Below are 18149 nucleotides of genomic sequence, written 5' to 3' on the forward strand. Positions count from 1 at the left end.
GTTTCCTTTATCCGGTCAGGGCAGGGGAAGGGCAGCATCGCCCTGGCGTTGCAACAGGACGCGCTCGAAATGAGTCGGGTCGTGCGGCTTGAGTGTCTGCGCCGGGCGCGGCAGGAAGAAGTCGTACAGGCGCGACAGCCAGAATCGCAGCGCAGCGCCCCGCAACATGGCGGGCCAGAGGGCTCGTTCCTCTTCGGTGAAAGGGCGTACGCTGGCGTAGGCTTGCAGCCAGGCGGCGGCCAGTTCGAGGTCCAGCTTGCCGCTGGCGCGGTCGATGCACCAATCATTGACGGAAACGGCGACATCGAACAACCAGGTATCACAGCCAGCGAAGTAGAAGTCGATGATGCCGCCCATGACAGGCGCTTCATAGGTGCCGGCGAACAGCACATTGTCGCGGAACAGGTCGCAGTGAGCCGGGCCGCTGGGCAGCTGGGCGTAGGCCGGGCTGGCAGCCAGCGTTTCTTGTTCAGCCAGGGTGCGATCCAGCAGGGCAGCCTGGGCGGCATCAAGAAAGGGCCGGACGGTGGGAGCAGTCTGGCGCCACCAGGACAGCCCGCGCAAATTCGGCTGTTGCAGGGGGAAATCCTGCGCGGCCAGGTGGGCGCGAGCCAATGTGCTGCCTGTCAGGGCGCCATGCGCCGCGCTCGGTGCGGGTTCGTAGCCACCTGGCAACAGACTGACGATGGCGCAAGGCTTGCCGTTGAGCGTGTAGATCCGTTCGCCGGTTTTCAGGGTTTGCGGTTCGGGAACGGGAATGCCGCGCTGCGCCAGATGGTGCATCAGTTCGATATAGAACGGCAGTTGTTCACGGGTGAGCACTTCGAACAGCGTCAGGACGAATTCGCCCCGAGTCGTGCTCAGAAAGAAGTTGGAGTTTTCGATGCCAGCGGTAATACCGCGCATGGAAACCAGTTCGCCCAGTTCATAGCGTTCGAGCAATTCGCGCGCTTGTTGGTCGGAGACAGGAGTAAAAACGGCCATAGCGTGAATGCGGGCGCGGCAGGAATGCCGAAAGAAATAAGTGATTGGAGCCCGGTGCGCAGCATAGGCGGCGGCAAGGGCTGGCGTAGCTGCGCATTTTAGTGCATCCGGCGCGGCAGCTGGACAATGGCTGGGCCTTTTGTTCCTTGCCGGCCAGGCTGGCCCGGCAGTATGGTTTTCAGGTCTAATGCCAGTCCCGACACGGGCAACGGCAGATCGGGCACGAATGACCGCCGGTTGTCTGGCGGACATCGCGCGCCTGAGGTAAAGAAAACCGTGATGCCCGTTGGCTGCCGGCGCTGGTTTTGCCGATGCGTTCCAGGGCGCTTTCCCTGGAAGAGGATGAAAACATGACGATTCAACCGCCACAGGCGCACACCGAGATGGAAACCGGCACGCGGGGCGAGGCTGCAGGGGATGCGCAGCTGGCGCAGGCGCTGGCGCGCGTTCAGGAGCTGGAGATACGTTCCACGCTGGCTGATGACATGCTGGATCAACTCAACCAGCAAATGTTTCGCATGCAACGTCAGCTCGAAGCATTGCAACGCCAGCTGACGGAGCTGCGTGACCAGATTCCCGCTGAAGGGACGGCATTTCGCAGCCTGAGGGATGAATTGCCCCCGCATTATTGATGCGCGAACCGCGCCGGCAGCCCAAGGTGGGCGCATCGGCTTTGACGGATTTACCGACCGGCCTGCCGGGGCAATGCAGGCTCCCTTGTATTCAGATGCCAGCTAACTTTATATTAGATAATTATTTTATATTGAATGGTAGAATGACTGGCTGGGTTGATAACTGAAAGCGATGATTGCGGGACGGCGTGCCGCGCGCGATCATGCGCAGGTGTCTCCGTTTTTTGTGCTGAACCGTCTATGAATCAAGGCCCCACCACTCATTCGCGCATTGCCTGGGCAAAATGGTTGCCTATCCTGGCATGGGGGCGGGCCTATGATGGCCGTCAATTGGGCGGGGATCTGCTGGCAGCGGGCATTGTTACCTTGATGCTGATTCCGCAAAGCCTGGCGTATGCCATGTTGGCAGGCTTGCCGCCGCAGGCCGGGCTGTACGCCAGCATGCTGCCTTTGCTGGCATACGCCGTATTCGGCAGCAGCCGGACCTTGGCGGTCGGGCCGGCCGCCGTGACATCGCTGATGACGGCGACGGCGATTGGTCAGCTGGCTGCGCCGGGAACGCCCGCTTACTGGGAAGCCGCGCTGGCGCTGGCCTTGCTGTCAGGGGGCATATTGCTCGTCATGGGCTTGTTGCGTCTGGGGTTCCTGGCCAACTTTCTTGGTCATCCGGTGATTGCCGGATTTATCTCTGCATCTGGATTGTTGATCGCCTTCGGGCAGGCCCGGCATGTGCTTGGGGTCAGCGCCCATGGCGATACCTTGCTGGAATTACTACCCGCGCTCTGGCATCAATTGCCCATGCTCAACTGGCCGACGCTGATGCTGGGGGGCGGGGCCTTGCTGTTCCTGTGGTGGTCCAGGCAAAGGCTGGGGCGTCGCTTGCGAGCCTGGGGCTGGCGTTCCGGTTTGGTCGATGTGCTGGGGCGGGCCGCGCCGGTTCTGGCGATTGCGCTGACGACGCTGGCGGTATGGGCGTGGAATCTGCAGGATCAGGGCGTCAAGGTGGTGGGCGCGGTACCGCAGGGCCTGCCATCGCTGACCTGGCCGACATGGAACCCAGCATTGTGGTCGTCGCTGGCCATGCCTGCGCTATTGCTGAGCCTGGTAGGGTTTGCAGAGTCCGTGTCGGTCGGCCAAACGCTCGCGGCTCGGCGGCGTCAGCGGGTCGAGCCCGACCAGGAGTTGCTGGCGCTGGGGGCCAGCAATGTGGCGGCCGCCGTCAGCGGCGGCTTGCCGGTGACTGGCGGCTTTTCACGTTCAGTCGTCAATTTCGATGCGGGCGCCCGCACGCCGGCGGCGGGTGTCTATACCGCCATCGGTATTGCGCTGGCGGCCCTGCTGTTAACGCCGTTGTTGCGCTATCTGCCACAGGCCACGCTGGCGGCGACAGTGATAGTTGCCGTGCTCTCTTTGGTGGATATTGCGGTATTCCGCCGTATCTGGCGGTATTCCCGCTTCGACTTTTCCGTGGCGGCCGCGACGCTGGCACTGACACTGCTGGCTGGCGTGGAAACGGGCTTGGTGGCCGGTGTCGTGCTGGCCTTGGCTTTGCATTTGTATCGCAGCAGCCGACCCCATGTCGCGGAAGTTGGCCAGGTGCCGGGTACCGAGCATTTCCGCAATGTCCGCCGCCATGCGGTCAATACCTGCGAGGCGGTGCTGGGCCTGCGTGTGGATGAGAGCCTGTATTTCGCCAACGCGCGCTATCTTGAGGATTGCATCAATGACGCCGTGGCCCGGCGCCAGCAACTCAAGCATGTGGTATTGCAGTGTTCCGCCATCAACGACATTGATGCCAGTGCCTTGGCCAGCCTGGAGATGATAGAGGTCCGTCTGCGCGAGGCAGGTATCTGCCTGCATTTGTCGGAGGTCAAGGGGCCGGTGATGGATCGTCTGTCCCGGACTTCATTTCTGCAATGCCTGAGCGGGCAGGTGTTCCTGACGCATTACCAGGCGATTGCGGCATTGGCGCCGGAGGGGCTGGGCAAGTAGGCGTGTGCCGGGCTGAACTGGGCGCGGCGGGGCAGGCTTGGGGCGGAACCAGATGGGCAAGAGCCCGGCGGGACGCCTCATGTGCGCAAGGGCAGAGGCTCGCCATACAATGTCGGTCTTTTCCTGTTCCAAAGAGAATGTTCCGTATGTCCCTGGTCTCCTCGGATACCTGGCGCCTGTGTGTGGCGCCGATGATAGATGTGACGGATCGCCATTGCCGCTATTTCCACCGGCTGCTGGCGCCGCGCGCCCTGCTTTATACCGAGATGATCACGACCGGCGCATTGCTGCATGGCGATGCGCCACGGCATCTGGAATACGATGCGGCGGAGCATCCCGTGGCCTTGCAGTTGGGCGGCAGCGAACCGCAGGCGCTGGCGCAGGCTGCCAGGCTGGGCGAGCAGGCGGGCTATGACGAAATCAATCTGAATTGCGGCTGTCCGTCGGAAAGGGTTCAGCAAGGTGCCTTTGGTGCCTGCCTGATGGCCGAGCCGCATCTGGTGGCCGATTGCATTCGTGCCATGCGCGACGCCGTTCAGGTGCCTGTCACGGTGAAGCACAGGCTGGGGCTGGATGACGAGCAGAGCTATGGTTTCGTGCGCGACTTCGTGGGTATCCAGTACGAAGCTGGCTGCCGCGTTTTTGTGGTGCATGCGCGTAATGCCGTGCTGAAAGGCTTGTCGCCCAAGGAAAATCGCCAGATTCCACCGTTGCGCTACGCCTATGCCCGGCAGCTCAAGCAGGATTTCCCGGATTGCGTGATTGTGCTCAATGGTGGGCTGGCGACCGCCGAACAGGCGGAGACGGAAGGGCGTGATCTGGATGGGGTGATGCTGGGCCGCGCGGCCTGGCACCAGCCGGAAGTGTTGCGCGAATTGTCGCTGCGCTTCTGGCCGGATCAAGCGGTGCTGGACGATGCCGAAGTGTTGCGGCGCTATACCGGCTATACCGAGCGCATGGTGGCACAAGGCGTGCCCATGCGTATCCTGGTGCGCCCGCTGCTGGGTTGGGGCAATGGCCGCAAGGGGGCCAGGCGCTGGCGCCAGATGTTGTCGGATCATCGCTTGCTGGGCCAGGAGGATCCATCTTTGCTGCTGCGCGCCTGGGAACAGGTGGCCTGATACCGGCTATCGGGACGGGGCCAGGCCAGGAGCCGGGGCGATGAGGCGCTGTGGAAAGGCGGGGGCCGCGGCGCCTGGATCGGTGCATGGCGTTGCGGCAAGGCAAAGAAAAACGCCTGGCCGGCATGGGGCCGGGCAGGCGTTCAGGCAAGGGCGCTAGAGGCTTATGGTTGCTCGTCGGCCTCTGCCTTGTCTTCATTGGGCCAGGCGCGGATATAGGCCTTGAGCATCTTGTTTTCGAACTGCTGGGCGGAGACCACCGCCTGCGCCATGTCGAAGAACGAAATCACGCCTTGCAGCGTAGGGCCGTCCATGACGGGCACGTAGCGGGTACGTTTTTCCAGCATGAGGCGTTGGACCTCATCGGCGCTGGTATTTGGCGAAACGCTGATAGGCGCGTCATCCATGATGGAGCGGATCGTGGTGTCGCCGACATTTCCTGCGCGTTCATGCAGCAGGCGGATGATTTCCCGGAAGGTCAGCATCCCGGCAAGCGTGCCGTGTTCCATGATGACCAGCGAACCGATATCGTGTTCGCTCATGGTGATGATGGCTTGCTCGACGGACGTGTCGGGGGTCGCGGTATAGAGCGTGTCGCCTTTGACACGCAGGATTTCACTGACTTTTAGCATGGTGGGACTCCTCGCTGTTTATCGAGGGACGAGATAGGAAAGCGGTAATGGGCGGTGCATCCTGGTCCTGCGCCAGGCCCGCGAGCGTATCGGCCAGATTGCCCGACAGCAGTTCATCCAGCGTGGCCTCCGGCCCGTATTGGCCCAGTGCGTTGGCGGTGGCCTGCATCAGCACAGCACCATCCTGGTGCGTCAGCGCGATGGCGCGGGTGAGCAGCAGGCGATCCACCAGCGGGCCGATGGTTGTGCGGCGAGGGTCGCTGCTCAGGACCCAGCGCTCTTTGCCACGGATGCGGGCTGGCGCAGCCAGGCCGAGATCCTGCAAGGCGGTCAGGGCGATATCCAGGTCTTCCGGATGGATGGCCAGCGCGGCGCAGGATTCCCTCTGGCTGATGCCCTGGCCCTGCCGGCTCCAGTCGGCATACAGGGCCTGCAGCACGGCAATGGTATCCAGGTAGGCCGCGCCTGCCGTGCGGGTTTCTGTCGTCAGGCCATAAAGGCGGATGCCAGGCAGCGAGGCGGTCAGCACGGCGCCCGCCATGATGGCCAGCCAGGACAGATAGATCCACAGCAGGAAGACGGGGACGGCGGCAAACGCGCCGTAGATGACGGTGTAGCTGGGAAACTGGCTGATGTAATAGGCGAAGCCTGCCTTCATCGTTTCCAGCACGATGGCCGTCGCAAAGCCGCCGATGGCCGCATCGCGCCAGTGGACGGCGCGGTTGGGAACGACCACGAACAGCGCGGTAAAGGCCAGCCCGGTCAACAGGACAGGCAGGACGGAAAGCGCGATATTGACCAGCGGCGAGAGATCCCCCGCAAGACCCATGGAGGTGCGCGCCAGTACCGAGGTGGCCCAGAGACTGCCGCCCAGTACCAGCGGCCCCAGGCTGATGACGGCCCAATAGACCAGAATGCGCTGGTGCAGCGGGCGCTGGCGCGATACGTGCCAGATGTCATTGAGCGCGGAGTCTATGGTCATGATCAGCATGACCGAGGTGACAATCAGGAACAAGCTGCCGATGGCCGTCAGTTTTGAGGCCTGTTGCGCGAACTGGTTGAGATATTCCATGATGTCCGCCGAGACATCGGCGGGCATCAGATTGCTGGCCAGGTAGTCTTCCAGTGCCAGGCGGAAATCCGAGAACAGCGGGAACGCTGTGAACAGCGACAACACCACGGCCAGTAACGGCACGATGGCCAGCACGGTGGTGAAGGTCAGGCTGGAGGCGACTTGTGTCAGGCGTTCGCCGGCAATGCGGTCAACGGCGAAACCCAATAGCCGCACGACCCGGCCAATCGCATTTGGCTGGGCAGGCATTGAGTTGGCGGAGGGTTGGTCGGTGGCGCTCATTCGAAGATAATAGCAGCATGAATGCTCAACTCAAGTCCCAAACAGGCACTGCTGCATCCCTTGAACAACTGCGGGTGCGCAACAGCTACGCCACATTGCCCGAGGATTTCTATTCCCGGGTGCGGCCCATGCCGTTGCAGACCGCCAGGATGCTGCACGTGAATCCGGATGGCTGCGCCCTGCTGGGCTTGACGCCAGCGGCCTTGCGCACGGACCTGGCCTTGCAGGTGCTGTCCGGTGCCAGCGCTTTTCCTGGCGGAGAGAGTGTGGCGGCGGTTTATAGCGGCCACCAGTTCGGCGTTTGGGCCGGGCAGTTGGGCGACGGGCGGGCGCACTTGCTGGCGGAAGTCGAAGGGCCGCAGGGAAGCTGGGAAGTGCAGCTGAAAGGGTCCGGACGTACCCCTTATTCCCGCATGGGCGACGGCCGTGCCGTGCTGCGTTCCTCTGTGCGCGAGTATCTGGCGGCCGAGGCCATGCATGGCCTCGGTATTCCGACCACACGTTCGCTGGCACTGGTGACATCCAATGACCCGGTGCGCCGCGAAACCATGGAAACGGCCGCCATCGTCACCCGGCTGGCACCCAGTTTCGTCCGTTTCGGTTCCTTCGAGCATTGGTATGCGCAGCGTCGTGCCGGTTTGCTGCAGCGCTTGTGTGACGACATCATCGACCGTTTCTATCCCGAATGCCGTGCCGCCGGCGGCGGCAATGACCTTGTGATCGCGCGCTGGCTGGCGGCGGTCACGGACCGGACGGCAGCGCTGATGGCGGATTGGCTGGCGGTCGGTTTCTGTCACGGCGTGATGAACACCGATAACATGTCCATTCTGGGGTTGACCATGGATTACGGCCCCTATGCCTTCATGGATGGCTTCAAGGCCAACCACGTTTGCAACCATTCGGATCACGAAGGCCGCTATGCCTGGAATGCGCAGCCGGCGGTCGCGCACTGGAATCTGTTCCGGCTTGCCGAAGCCCTGCAGCCCCTGGTGCCGGATGCCGAGATGCTGCGCGATGCGGTGCGCGGTTTTGAGTCGGACTTCATGCGGCATTGGCGTGAGCGCCAGCGCCGCAAGCTGGGGCTGGCACAGTGGCGCGACGAGGAAGACGATACGCTGATGGATGGCCTGTGGCGTGAGATGCATACCTCCGGCGCGGACTTCACGCTGACCTTCCGTGCGCTGGCGGGAGTGGCCAATGGCGATGCCAGCGCATTCCTGGATCAGTTCGTGGATCGCGCTGGTGCGGCGCAGTGGCTGCAAACTTATCAGGCCCGTCTGGCTCAGGACGGCCAGGCGCCCGAGGCCGTCGCGGCGGCCATGAATCGTGCCAACCCGCTCTATGTGCTGCGCAATCACATGGCGGAACTGGCCATACGCGCCGCCGAGCAGGGCGACGCCAGCGAAATCGAAAGCCTGCTGGCATGCTTGCGCAATCCGTGGGAGGCCCGTCCCGGTTTGGAACACTATGCGCGGCCTGCGCCGGATTGGTCGGCAGGGTTGGTCATCAGTTGTTCGTCCTGAAAATGTCATAATGCGGCAGTTTGGCGCGCTGCCCGTTTCTGGCGGCGCCGGAATGATGCGTTCCCGCCAGGGAGTTTGTTCCGCCGGGCTGACCGTGCCGTAGTTTCCGTTTTTTCTTTAAGCCCCTTGCTTCCTCAGAGTCCTGCTCATGTCCGGTAACACCCTAGGAAAACTGTTTTGCGTGACGAACTTCGGCGAGTCCCACGGACCAGCCATCGGCTGTGTGGTGGACGGCTGCCCGCCGGGGCTGCCCTTGTCGGCAGAGGATATCCAGTTCCAGCTGGATCGCCGCCGTCCCGGCACATCGCGCCATGTCACGCAACGCCAGGAAGCGGATCAGGTCGAGATACTGTCAGGGGTCTATGAGGGGCTGACGACGGGCACGCCCATCGGGTTGCTGATCCGCAATACTGATGCGCGCAGCAAAGATTACGGCAATATCCTGGATACTTTCCGTCCTGGCCACGCCGATTATGCCTACTGGAAAAAGTATGGCGTGCGCGACCCGCGCGGCGGCGGCCGGTCTTCCGCTCGCCTGACGGCGCCTACGGTGGCAGCCGGGGCGATTGCGCGCAAATGGCTGGAAGCCCGGTATGGCGTTCGGGTGCGCGGCTATATGAGCCAGCTGGGCCCCATCGCCATTCCTTTCGAATCCTGGGATGAGGTCGGCAATAACCCCTTTTACGCGCCCAATGCCGCTATCGTGCCGGAACTGGAAGCCTATATGGATCAGTTGCGACGCGATGGCGACTCCATCGGGGCGCGCATCGAGGTCGTGGCCGAAGGTGTGCCGGCAGGTTGGGGTGAACCGATCTACGATCGCCTGGATGCCGATATCGCCCACGCCATGATGGGCCTGAACGCAGTGAAGGGCGTTTCCATCGGTGCGGGTTTCGAATCCATCGCGCAGCGTGGTTCCGAGCATGGCGATGAACTGACACCCTCGGGTTTCCTGAGCAATCATGCGGGTGGCGTGCTGGGCGGCATTTCGTCCGGGCAGGCCGTCACGGTGTCGCTGGCCATCAAGCCGACTTCCAGTATTCGAGTCATGCGCCAGTCGGTCAACCGGGCGGGCGAGCCGGTGGAAGTGCAGACGCTGGGGCGCCACGACCCTTGCGTAGGCATACGCGCCACGCCTATTGCCGAGGCATTGCTGGCGTTGGTGTTGGCGGATCATGCCTTGCGGCAGCGTGCCCAGGCTGGTGAGCCGGCTCAAGACTGATGGGCCTGGCCGCCCGCGCCAGGCAGGCGTGATGCGGCTAAGCCCATCTTCCGCCAGCCCAAACCCGGCACAAAAGCCGTTGGGGCATTGGCCCATATCCTTGTTTTGACTGCATAAATTTTTTGTTTCTAACGGCCCGCTTCATGACACTCTGTGTCATGAGGCGGGCCGTTAGGCTTTCCATGCTTGGCATAATGATTTCATGGCCTCACCGGGTGGCCCGTCGGCGCGATTGGCGACAGCCCCCTCCACGAAGCGAGTGAAAATCATGGCATTGACTCTTTATGACAAGCTCTGGCGCGACCACCTGGTGCACCAGGAATCCGATGGCTCCTGTCTGATCTATATCGACCGGCAATTGCTGCACGAAGTGACCAGTCCGCAAGCCTTCGAAGGCCTGGCCCTGGCGGGCCGCAAGCCTTGGCGCGTCAGTGCCAACCTGGCCGTGGCCGATCACAACGTGCCGACCAAGAATCGCAGCGCCGGGATCGAAGATCCGATCTCCAAGCTTCAGGTCGATACGCTGGATGCCAACTGCGCCACCTATGGCATCACCGAATTCCCGATGACAGACGTGCGCCAAGGCATCGTTCACGTGGTCGGGCCGGAGCAGGGCGCCACCCTGCCGGGCATGACGGTTGTGTGCGGCGATTCCCATACCAGCACGCACGGCGCCGTGGCGGCGTTGGCCTTCGGTATCGGTACCTCCGAAGTTGAGCATGCCCTGGCAACGCAGACCCTGACCATGAAGAAGAGCCGCAACATGCTCGTCAAGGTCGAGGGGAAATTGCCGTTCGGCTGTACGGCCAAGGATGTGGTCTTGCATGTGATCGGCATCATCGGCACGGCGGGGGGCACGGGGCATGCCATCGAGTTTGCCGGCAGCACCATCCGTGAGTTGTCGGTAGAAGGCCGCATGACCATCTGCAACATGGCCATCGAAGCCGGTGCGCGTTCGGGGCTGGTTGCGGTGGATGAAAAAACCGTCGAGTATTTCCGTGGCCGTCCTTTCGCACCCAGCGGCGTGCTGTGGGATCAGGCCGTGTCCTACTGGCGGACCTTGCATTCCGACCCTGGCGCGCATTTCGACCGAGTGGTGGAAATCGACGCCCGTGAAATCAAGCCGCAGGTCAGCTGGGGGACTTCGCCGGAAATGGTATTGCCGGTGGATAGCCGCGTGCCGGATCCCGACCGCGAACGTGATGACGTCCGCCGCAGCGGTATGGAGCGGGCGCTGGAATACATGGGCCTGACGCCCAATACGCCTCTGGTGGACATCCGCATCGACCGCGTATTCATCGGTTCCTGCACCAATTCGCGTATCGAAGACCTGCGTGCCGCTGCGGAGGTGGCGCGAGGCAAGCGTGTGGCCCGCAATGTGAAGCAGGCCATGGTCGTGCCGGGTTCCGGGCTGGTGAAGCTGCAGGCCGAGCGCGAAGGCCTGGATCGCATCTTTATCGAAGCGGGTTTTGAATGGCGGGAACCCGGATGTTCCATGTGCCTGGCCATGAATGCCGACCGCCTGGAGCCGGGAGAGCGTTGCGCCTCTACATCGAACCGCAATTTCGAAGGCCGTCAGGGCATGGGCGGGCGCACCCATCTGGTCAGTCCTGCCATGGCAGCCGCTGCCGCCATTGCCGGCCATTTTGTTGATGTCAGGAATTTCAGGTAAGCCATCATGCAAGCATTTACCGTACACGAAGGCCTCGTTGCCCCCCTGGATCGGGAAAACGTCGATACCGACCTGATCATTCCCAAGCAGTTCCTGAAGTCGATCAAGCGTACCGGCTTCGGCCCCAACCTGTTCGATGAGCTGCGCTACCTGGATCATGGCGAACCGGGCATGGACAATAGCCAGCGTCCGCTGAACCCGGATTTCGTGCTGAACCAGCCGCGCTATCAGGGCGCCTCGATTCTGCTGGCACGCAAGAATTTCGGTTGCGGCTCCAGCCGCGAACATGCGCCCTGGGCCCTGAGCCAGTATGGTTTCCGCGCCATCATCGCGCCTTCGTTTGCCGACATCTTCTTCAATAACAGCTTCAAGAACGGTTTGTTGCCTATCATTCTGTCGGAACTGGATGTGGCGCGGCTGTTCGATGAAGTGAAGGCTTTCCCCGGCTACAAGCTGACGGTGGATCTGGCGCGCCAGGTCATCGTGAAGCCGGAAGGCGGGGAGTTGTCCTTCGATATTGATGAATTCCGCAAACACCGCCTGCTCAACGGGCTGGACGATATCGGTCTGACGCTGCAGAAGGCTGACATGATCCGGCAGTTCGAAGCCGAGCGCCTGGCGCGCCACCCTTGGCTGGAAAGCCGTCAGCTGCGCTGATATGGGCGCACTGCCGGCTGCCCGGGCCGGCAGTGCGCAGCTCCCAGGGGGCTTGCCTTCCTGGGGGATGAATGCACCTAATTCTCCTTTAACTTCTCGTAAAACGATCTCTCATGGCTCACAAAATCGCAGTGCTTCCCGGTGATGGCATCGGCCCCGAAATCGTCGCTCAGGCGGTCCGTGTTCTGCAGGCGCTGAATCTGCCGCTGGAAATCGCGCAAGCGCCGGTAGGGGGCGCTGCCTATGATCTGCATGGGCATCCCTTGCCGCCTGCCACGCTGGCGCTGGCGCAGGAGTCCGACGCTATCCTGTTTGGTGCGGTGGGAGATTGGAAGTACGACAAACTGGCGCGTGAGCTGCGTCCGGAGCAGGCCATTCTTGGTTTGCGCAAGGCGCTGGGGCTGTTTGCCAACCTGCGTCCGGCCATTCTCTATCCGGAACTGGCAGCGGCTTCGACGCTCAAGCCGGAAGTGGTGTCCGGCCTGGATATCCTGATCCTGCGCGAATTGACCGGCGATATCTATTTCGGCACCCCGCGTGGCGTGCGCACGGCGCAAGACGGTGTGTTCCAGGGCCAGCGCGAAGGTTTCGATACCATGCGCTACGCCGAAAGCGAAGTGCGCCGCATTGCCCACCTGGGCTTCCAGTCGGCACAGAAGCGCAATCGCAAGCTGTGCAGCGTGGACAAGGCCAATGTGCTGGAAACCTCGCAGTTCTGGCGCGATATCGTGATCGACGTGGCACGCGAATACCCGGATGTGGAATTGAGCCATATGTATGTCGATAACGCTGCCATGCAGCTGGTACGCGCACCGCGCCAGTTCGATGTCATCGTGACCGGCAATCTGTTCGGCGACATCCTGTCTGACGAAGCCGCCATGCTGACGGGCTCCATCGGCATGTTGCCTTCGGCATCGCTGAACGAAAAGCGCCAGGGGCTGTACGAGCCCAGCCACGGTTCCGCACCTGACATCGCTGGCAAGAACCTGGCCAATCCGCTGGCCACCATCCTGTCGGCCGCCATGCTGCTGCGCTATTCGCTGGATCTGAGCGAGCAGGCGGATCGCGTGGAGGCGGCGGTACGCAAAGTGCTGGCGGATGGCCTGCGTACGGCGGATATCTACGAAGAAGGCACGCGCAAGGTCGGCACCATCGAAATGGGCGACGCCGTTCTGGCGGCACTGTAAGCGGTTCTGCTGGCCTCAAAGGCCGGTATCGACGCCAGGGCAGGGCACCGGTTTGCACCGGCGTCCTGCCTTGTTTGTGTGTGGCTGGCCACCGTTGGCAAATCGGGCGGGAAGGATTGTTGCGTCCGTTTTACGCCACGCCAAAAAATGGCGCATTATTTCGTGGAAAACCCAGGTAAACCCTGGTAATTCTGATACATTCTTATACCGAGGGCCACACTGTCAGGAGCGGGCGGCGTGGCTTGTTCTTCACATATAAAACAGAGCGAATACAGATGACTCAAGCCGTCGGTCTGGTCGGCTGGCGCGGCATGGTGGGATCAGTCCTCATGCAGCGCATGCGCGACGAAAATGATTTTTCCCTGATTGAACCCGTGTTTTTCACCACCAGCCAGGTGGGCGGTGCGGCACCGTCCTGGGCGACGGGTGCGGGTCCGCTGCAGGACGCCTACGATATCGAGGCGCTGGCGAAATTGCCGATTATTGTGACGGCTCAGGGCGGCGACTATACCAAAGCGGTGCACGGCAAGCTGCGTGCCTCGGGTTGGAAGGGCATCTGGATCGACGCAGCCAGCTCGCTGCGCATGAATGATGATTCCATCATCGTGCTGGATCCGGTCAACCGTAATGTCATCGACGCCGCCCTGAACCGTGGCGTGCGTGATTTCATCGGCGGCAACTGCACGGTCAGCTGCATGCTGATGGGGCTGTCCGGCCTGTTCCAGCATGATCTGGTCGAATGGATGACCAGCATGACCTACCAGGCGGCTTCTGGCGGCGGCGCACAACATATGCGCGAACTGCTGACCCAGTTCGGCCTGGTCAACGAGTCCGTGCGTCCCTTGCTGGATGACCCCGCATCGGCCATCCTGCAGATCGACCGTGGCGTGCTGGACCTGCAGCGCAGCGGCAATCTGCCGACCGAGCGCTTTGGCGTGCCCCTGGCCGGCAACCTGATCCCCTGGATCGACTCCGACCTGGGCAATGGCGTGTCCCGCGAAGAGTGGAAGGCGGAAGCGGAAACCAACAAGATTCTGGGTCGCGGCGCAGCCTTCGGCAGCGAAGCTACGCCCATCGACGGTTTCTGCGTGCGTATCGGCGCCATGCGTTGCCATAGCCAGGCACTGACGATCAAGCTCAAGCGCGATGTGCCGCTCGACGAGATCACCGACATCATTGCGCAAGGCACTGACTGGGCCAAGGTCATTCCGAATGACAAGGAATCCACGATCCATGGCCTGACGCCTGTCGCCGTGACCGGAACGCTGGACATCCCGGTGGGCCGTCTGCGCAAGCTGTCGATGGGCCAGGATTATCTGGGTGCTTTCACCGTGGGTGACCAGCTGCTGTGGGGAGCGGCAGAGCCGCTGCGCCGCATGCTGCGCATCGCCATCGGCGAACTGTAATCAGGGAAGGTTCGGGGAAGGCCATGGTGGCCTTCCCCAGGAACGTGTTTATGACCTGTATCTTGCTTGGTCAGGATCAGGTCATAAACACGTTCTAAGGGAGTGAGCTGTGGACGCGCAATTTGGGCAGGGCTATGGCCTGGTGCTGGGCACCGTCCTGCTGGCAGTAGTGGCATTCTGGGTGGCTTTGCTGATGCGCCGCGCAGGGGCCAGGCAGGATACCGACGATAGCGGTAGCGCTGATCACGGCAGCGAAAGTACCGACGCCGACGCAGGCTCGGTGGAAGAGGTGCAGGCGGAGTCGCGACGACAGCCGGATGATCTGCAGGCGCAGCGTCTGGAGCAGGCACGCAAGAAATTCGAACAGCAGTTGTCTGCCATAGATCTTGATCTGGATGCGCCTCCGGCGCCGGATCGTCGCCCGGCAGCAGAACGTCACGGCCCGCGCGGGGGCAGCCGCTGATGGCGCGCAGGATAGCGCTGGGGGTCTCCTACGAAGGTTCGTCCTGGCTGGGTTGGCAAACGCAGCCGGGCGGGCATACCGTGCAGGACGAGCTGGAAAAAGCCTTGTTCGCCTTTACCGGCGGACCGGTGCCGACAATCTGCGCCGGCCGCACGGATACCGGTGTTCATGCCTGTCTGCAGGTCGTGCATCTGGATACCGGGCTGGAGCGTCGTGATGTGGCCTGGATCCGTGGCCTGAACGCACATCTGCCGGAAAGCATTGCGGTGCAGTGGGCGCGGGAAGTTCCGGAAGATTTTCATGCGCGTTTTTCGGCGCAGGCTCGTACCTATGTGTATCTGCTCTGGAACCGTCCTTATCGGTCACCTCTATGGGCCGGGCGGGCCGGATGGTGTTTTCGTCCCCTGGATGTCGAGGCCATGCGTGCTGCGGCGGCACATCTGCTGGGCGAACATGACTTCAGCAGCTTCCGTTCCTCGCAATGCCAGGCGGCGCATCCGGTACGTACGATGCAGCGCCTGGATATCCAGCGCCATGGCGATATGATCGTATTCGTGCTCAAGGCCAATGCGTTTCTGCATCATATGGTGCGCAATATCATTGGCTCGCTGGTCTATGTCGGCCAGGGGCGCTACACCGTTGCGCGCATGCAGGAGTTGCTGCAGGAGCGCGACAGGCGCCGCGCAGCGCCGACCTATTCGGCCGCCGGGTTGTATCTGTGTGCGGTGGATTATCCCGCCAGCTATGGCTTGCCGCTACAGGAAGGCCTGGAAATCATGCCTGGCTTGCAGCTCTCGCCCGACGGTGAGTTGAGCGCCTGGCCCCGGGCCTGAATGGCGGGCAGCCGGACGGGCAGGATGGATTGAGGACGACAACATGACAAGAATAAAGATCTGCGGCCTGACGCGGCCCGACGATGTGCGGATGGTGGTGCGCAGCGGCGTGGATGCGCTGGGTTTTGTTTTCTACCCTCCCAGCAAGCGCTATGTGACCCCCGAGCAGGCTGCCGCTTTGCGCACGCTGATACCGCCTTTCGTGACAGTCGTGGCGCTGTTTGTGAACGCCACGCGCACAGACGTCGAAACGGTGCTGCGACTGGTGCGTCCGCATCTTTTGCAGTTTCATGGTGATGAAACTGCGGAACATTGCATGTCTTACGGGCATCCCTGGCTCAAGGCCTTGCGTGTGCCCAAGGAAGGTGGCGTGACGGGCGCGATGCTGGCCGGGCAGATGCAGGCCTACCCGCAGGCCGATGGCTGCCTGCTGGATACCGATAGCCCAGGCTATGGCGGAAGCGGCACGGTGTTCGACCATGGCTTGCTGGATGAATGGGATGAGCCGGCGCGTGGACGCCTGATTCTTTCGGGTGGCTTGCATGCGGGCAATGTGGCGCAAGCCATTCGGCGAGTGCGTCCGGTGGCGGTGGATGTCAGCAGTGGCGTCGAAGATGCACCTGGTATCAAAAGCGCGGAAAAAGTGCGTCGCTTTGTTGATGCGGTTCGGCAGGCAGCAGAATAGGGCGGCAAGCCATACGCCCTATGGCCAATCACAGGCAGTCAAAATGACGGGATAAGTCTGGATATTGATCGGATGAGATATCTCGATTCCTTCGCAGGGCCCTAGAATTCCATGAAGAACACGGCCTTGTTCAGCATTGAAATGCCCCTCAACGCATAGGATGGAATCTGATATGCAACTCATCAGTCATAGTTTCCAGGATGGCAAGGCCATTCCCGGCGAATTTGCTTTCGCAGTCCCCGATGCCGCCACGCGAGTGGTGTTGTCGTCCAATCGCAATCCGCATCTGGCATGGACGGGGATTCCCGCAGGAACCCGTTCCTTTGTGCTCATCTGTCATGATCCCGATGTGCCCAGCCGGGGCGATGATGTGAATCAGGCAGGGCGCGAGGTGCCAGCCAGCCTGCCGCGCATTGACTTCTTTCACTGGCTGTTGCTGGATATTCCTGCGGATGTGGCGGAAATCGCGGCCGGTTCCCATTCGAACGCCGTGACGCCTGGCGGCAAGCCGGGGCCCGCAGCCAGTGCTGGCATGCGGCACGGGATCAATGACTACACGGCCTGGTTTGCCGGTGATGCGCAAATGCAGGGTGAATATCATGGCTACGATGGCCCCTGCCCGCCGTGGAATGACGAGTTGGTTCATCGGTATATCTTCACGCTCTATGCCTTGGCGACGCCCTCGCTGGCCGTGGCGGGGCCGCTGACCGGTGCGAACGTGCGTGCCGCCCTGGCGACGGTGCCGGTATTGGGGCAAGCCAGCCTGACAGGCCTGTATGGCCTTAACCCCGCCGTCCCGTTTGATTGATATCCATGAACCGGCGCTACCCGCAGCTGCCATCGACATCCGCCGCCATTTCCATGGCGGCGGGCCAGCCTCCCGGTGAGCCGTTGCCGTCCGGCGCGCCAGTGTTGCGGCGCAGTCTGTGCAGCCTTGCCCAGCCCGTGCTGAAGCAAGCGCGGCAGATGCCGCGCTTCCTGTTTCATGAGGCCACGGTGCTGTTCGTGATGGCCGGGCGGCTGGATCTTGATGATGGCGTCAATCGGCTGTCCGTGGGAGCGCAAGAGGCGTTGCTGCTCATTGATCCGGAAAGCTGCCTGGATGTGCGAAAAGCGCCGGAAAGTCCCGAGCTTCCCTTTCGCTCGGTTTTCTTGAGTTTTCCGGCGGCATTGCTGGAAACCTTTCATCGCCATCATGCTGCCTCGAAGCCGTCAGGCAGTGGTAATCCGTGGGCCTGCCGACAAGTTCCTCTGGATACGGACCTGGCCGAGACATTGCGTGGCGTGATGGATGGGGTGCAGGCCAGCCGGGTGAGTGATGAGCGCTTGGCGCATAGGCTGATGGATTTTCTGCTGGCGCTGGCCGAGCGCGGCCATGCCTTTACCGACGCCGGGCAGCGCGGGACGGCCGGACGTTTGCGGGCATTGCTGGGTGAAGCGCCCGATCGGCACTGGACGGCACGTGCGGCAGGGCAGGCATTGGCGATGAGTGAAGCCACGTTGCGGCGTCGGCTGGCCAGTGAAAACGTACGCTTCGAGGCATTGCTCGTTGATATCCGCATGCATCACGCCATGATGCTGCTCCAGACGACCCCCTGGAGCATCCCCCGCATTGCTCAGGCTTGCGGGTATCAGTCGCGTGCACGTTTTACCGACCGTTTCCGTCTGCGTTTTGGTTATCTGCCTTCTGCCGTTCGGTAAAAAAACGGGCAGCCTCTCCGGTGAACTGCGCGGTGCGCTGTTCATCCGGGTAGCTGCCCGGCGCGGCATACTTGATGGGGGCATC

The 18149-nt window shown here is 62.1% G+C and carries 17 protein-coding genes; 14 read left to right on the top strand and 3 right to left on the bottom strand.

What is annotated here, in order from left to right; all coding sequences use genetic code 11:
* Nucleotides 1–15 precede the first annotated feature (15 nt).
* Nucleotides 16–984: a homoserine kinase gene (locus ACNA1V_RS07175; RefSeq protein WP_415832905.1), complete on the bottom strand. Its 969-nt coding sequence runs from the start codon at nucleotides 982–984 to the stop codon at nucleotides 16–18.
* 350 nt (nucleotides 985–1334) lie between these two features.
* Here ACNA1V_RS07175 and ACNA1V_RS07180 point away from each other — a divergent pair, with 350 nt between their 5' ends.
* From ACNA1V_RS07180 to dusA, 3 genes are all read left to right on the top strand, one after another.
* Nucleotides 1335–1616, top strand: a complete 282-nt coding sequence (locus tag ACNA1V_RS07180) for a SlyX family protein (RefSeq protein WP_415832906.1) — start codon at nucleotides 1335–1337, stop codon at nucleotides 1614–1616.
* Between the two features lie 240 nt (nucleotides 1617–1856).
* Nucleotides 1857–3608, top strand: a complete 1752-nt coding sequence (locus ACNA1V_RS07185; protein ID WP_415832907.1) for a SulP family inorganic anion transporter — start codon at nucleotides 1857–1859, stop codon at nucleotides 3606–3608.
* A 146-nt stretch (nucleotides 3609–3754) separates the two neighbouring features.
* On the top strand, nucleotides 3755–4729 hold the full coding sequence (dusA, locus tag ACNA1V_RS07190; protein ID WP_415832908.1) for a tRNA dihydrouridine(20/20a) synthase DusA: 975 nt from the start codon (nucleotides 3755–3757) through the stop codon (nucleotides 4727–4729).
* A gap of 164 nt (nucleotides 4730–4893) precedes the next feature.
* Here dusA and ACNA1V_RS07195 read toward each other — a convergent pair whose 3' ends face one another.
* The gene (locus ACNA1V_RS07195; protein ID WP_415832909.1) at nucleotides 4894–5361 is read right to left on the bottom strand and encodes a CBS domain-containing protein; all 468 of its coding nucleotides are present in this window, start codon (nucleotides 5359–5361) and stop codon (nucleotides 4894–4896) included.
* Complete coding sequence (locus ACNA1V_RS07200) at nucleotides 5345–6682, bottom strand: YihY family inner membrane protein (RefSeq protein ID WP_415832910.1); 1338 nt, start codon at nucleotides 6680–6682, stop codon at nucleotides 5345–5347. Before ACNA1V_RS07200 ends, ACNA1V_RS07195 begins: the two co-directional genes overlap by 17 nt.
* Before the next feature lie 50 nt (nucleotides 6683–6732).
* On the opposite strand from ACNA1V_RS07200, the gene ACNA1V_RS07205 reads away from it, so the two are divergent.
* From ACNA1V_RS07205 to ACNA1V_RS07255, 11 genes are all read left to right on the top strand, one after another.
* Nucleotides 6733–8238, top strand: coding sequence for a protein adenylyltransferase SelO (locus ACNA1V_RS07205; RefSeq protein WP_415832911.1), 1506 nt, complete (start codon nucleotides 6733–6735; stop codon nucleotides 8236–8238).
* A gap of 148 nt (nucleotides 8239–8386) precedes the next feature.
* A complete protein-coding gene (gene aroC / locus ACNA1V_RS07210) occupies nucleotides 8387–9460 on the top strand; it encodes a chorismate synthase (protein ID WP_415832912.1) in 1074 nt (357 codons plus the stop codon).
* A gap of 268 nt (nucleotides 9461–9728) precedes the next feature.
* Nucleotides 9729–11132 carry a 3-isopropylmalate dehydratase large subunit gene (gene leuC / locus ACNA1V_RS07215; RefSeq protein WP_415832913.1) on the top strand — a complete coding sequence of 468 codons (1404 nt, stop codon included), beginning with the start codon at nucleotides 9729–9731 and terminating at the stop codon, nucleotides 11130–11132.
* Between the two features lie 6 nt (nucleotides 11133–11138).
* Nucleotides 11139–11789: a 3-isopropylmalate dehydratase small subunit gene (leuD, locus tag ACNA1V_RS07220; protein WP_415832914.1), complete on the top strand. Its 651-nt coding sequence runs from the start codon at nucleotides 11139–11141 to the stop codon at nucleotides 11787–11789.
* Nucleotides 11790–11902: 113 nt separating this feature from the next.
* Nucleotides 11903–12976 (top strand): 3-isopropylmalate dehydrogenase, encoded by a 1074-nt coding sequence (gene leuB, locus ACNA1V_RS07225; RefSeq protein ID WP_415832915.1) that lies wholly within the window; start codon nucleotides 11903–11905, stop codon nucleotides 12974–12976.
* Between the two features lie 275 nt (nucleotides 12977–13251).
* The gene (asd, locus tag ACNA1V_RS07230; protein ID WP_415832916.1) at nucleotides 13252–14382 is read left to right on the top strand and encodes an aspartate-semialdehyde dehydrogenase; all 1131 of its coding nucleotides are present in this window, start codon (nucleotides 13252–13254) and stop codon (nucleotides 14380–14382) included.
* Nucleotides 14383–14491: 109 nt separating this feature from the next.
* Entirely contained in the window at nucleotides 14492–14845 is a 354-nt protein-coding gene (locus ACNA1V_RS07235; protein WP_415832917.1) for a hypothetical protein, read from the top strand.
* On the top strand, nucleotides 14845–15678 hold the full coding sequence (truA, locus tag ACNA1V_RS07240; RefSeq protein ID WP_415832918.1) for a tRNA pseudouridine(38-40) synthase TruA: 834 nt from the start codon (nucleotides 14845–14847) through the stop codon (nucleotides 15676–15678). The genes ACNA1V_RS07235 and truA overlap by 1 nt, the downstream gene beginning before the upstream one ends.
* A gap of 43 nt (nucleotides 15679–15721) precedes the next feature.
* Complete coding sequence (locus tag ACNA1V_RS07245; protein ID WP_415832919.1) at nucleotides 15722–16363, top strand: phosphoribosylanthranilate isomerase; 642 nt, start codon at nucleotides 15722–15724, stop codon at nucleotides 16361–16363.
* 172 nt (nucleotides 16364–16535) lie between these two features.
* Nucleotides 16536–17171, top strand: coding sequence for a YbhB/YbcL family Raf kinase inhibitor-like protein (locus ACNA1V_RS07250; RefSeq protein ID WP_415832920.1), 636 nt, complete (start codon nucleotides 16536–16538; stop codon nucleotides 17169–17171).
* A gap of 5 nt (nucleotides 17172–17176) precedes the next feature.
* Nucleotides 17177–18064 carry a helix-turn-helix transcriptional regulator gene (locus tag ACNA1V_RS07255; protein ID WP_415832921.1) on the top strand — a complete coding sequence of 296 codons (888 nt, stop codon included), beginning with the start codon at nucleotides 17177–17179 and terminating at the stop codon, nucleotides 18062–18064.
* Nucleotides 18065–18149 lie beyond the last annotated feature (85 nt).

The organism is Kerstersia similis (assembly GCF_965139615.1).
Lineage (GTDB): Bacteria > Pseudomonadota > Gammaproteobacteria > Burkholderiales > Burkholderiaceae_B > Kerstersia > Kerstersia similis.

Bases quoted from the DNA above. Each gene is read 5' to 3' on its own strand.
- ACNA1V_RS07175 (WP_415832905.1), bottom strand. From the start codon at position 984: ATGGCCGTTTTTACTCCTGTCTCCGACCAACAAGCGCGCGAATTGCTC.
- ACNA1V_RS07180 (WP_415832906.1), top strand. From the start codon at position 1,335: ATGACGATTCAACCGCCACAGGCGCACACCGAGATGGAAACCGGCACG.
- ACNA1V_RS07185 (WP_415832907.1), top strand. From the start codon at position 1,857: ATGAATCAAGGCCCCACCACTCATTCGCGCATTGCCTGGGCAAAATGG.
- dusA (WP_415832908.1), top strand. From the start codon at position 3,755: ATGTCCCTGGTCTCCTCGGATACCTGGCGCCTGTGTGTGGCGCCGATG.
- ACNA1V_RS07195 (WP_415832909.1), bottom strand. From the start codon at position 5,361: ATGCTAAAAGTCAGTGAAATCCTGCGTGTCAAAGGCGACACGCTCTAT.
- ACNA1V_RS07200 (WP_415832910.1), bottom strand. From the start codon at position 6,682: ATGCCTGCCCAGCCAAATGCGATTGGCCGGGTCGTGCGGCTATTGGGT.
- ACNA1V_RS07205 (WP_415832911.1), top strand. From the start codon at position 6,733: ATGAATGCTCAACTCAAGTCCCAAACAGGCACTGCTGCATCCCTTGAA.
- aroC (WP_415832912.1), top strand. From the start codon at position 8,387: ATGTCCGGTAACACCCTAGGAAAACTGTTTTGCGTGACGAACTTCGGC.
- leuC (WP_415832913.1), top strand. From the start codon at position 9,729: ATGGCATTGACTCTTTATGACAAGCTCTGGCGCGACCACCTGGTGCAC.
- leuD (WP_415832914.1), top strand. From the start codon at position 11,139: ATGCAAGCATTTACCGTACACGAAGGCCTCGTTGCCCCCCTGGATCGG.
- leuB (WP_415832915.1), top strand. From the start codon at position 11,903: ATGGCTCACAAAATCGCAGTGCTTCCCGGTGATGGCATCGGCCCCGAA.
- asd (WP_415832916.1), top strand. From the start codon at position 13,252: ATGACTCAAGCCGTCGGTCTGGTCGGCTGGCGCGGCATGGTGGGATCA.
- truA (WP_415832918.1), top strand. From the start codon at position 14,845: ATGGCGCGCAGGATAGCGCTGGGGGTCTCCTACGAAGGTTCGTCCTGG.
- ACNA1V_RS07245 (WP_415832919.1), top strand. From the start codon at position 15,722: ATGACAAGAATAAAGATCTGCGGCCTGACGCGGCCCGACGATGTGCGG.
- ACNA1V_RS07250 (WP_415832920.1), top strand. From the start codon at position 16,536: ATGCAACTCATCAGTCATAGTTTCCAGGATGGCAAGGCCATTCCCGGC.
- ACNA1V_RS07255 (WP_415832921.1), top strand. From the start codon at position 17,177: ATGAACCGGCGCTACCCGCAGCTGCCATCGACATCCGCCGCCATTTCC.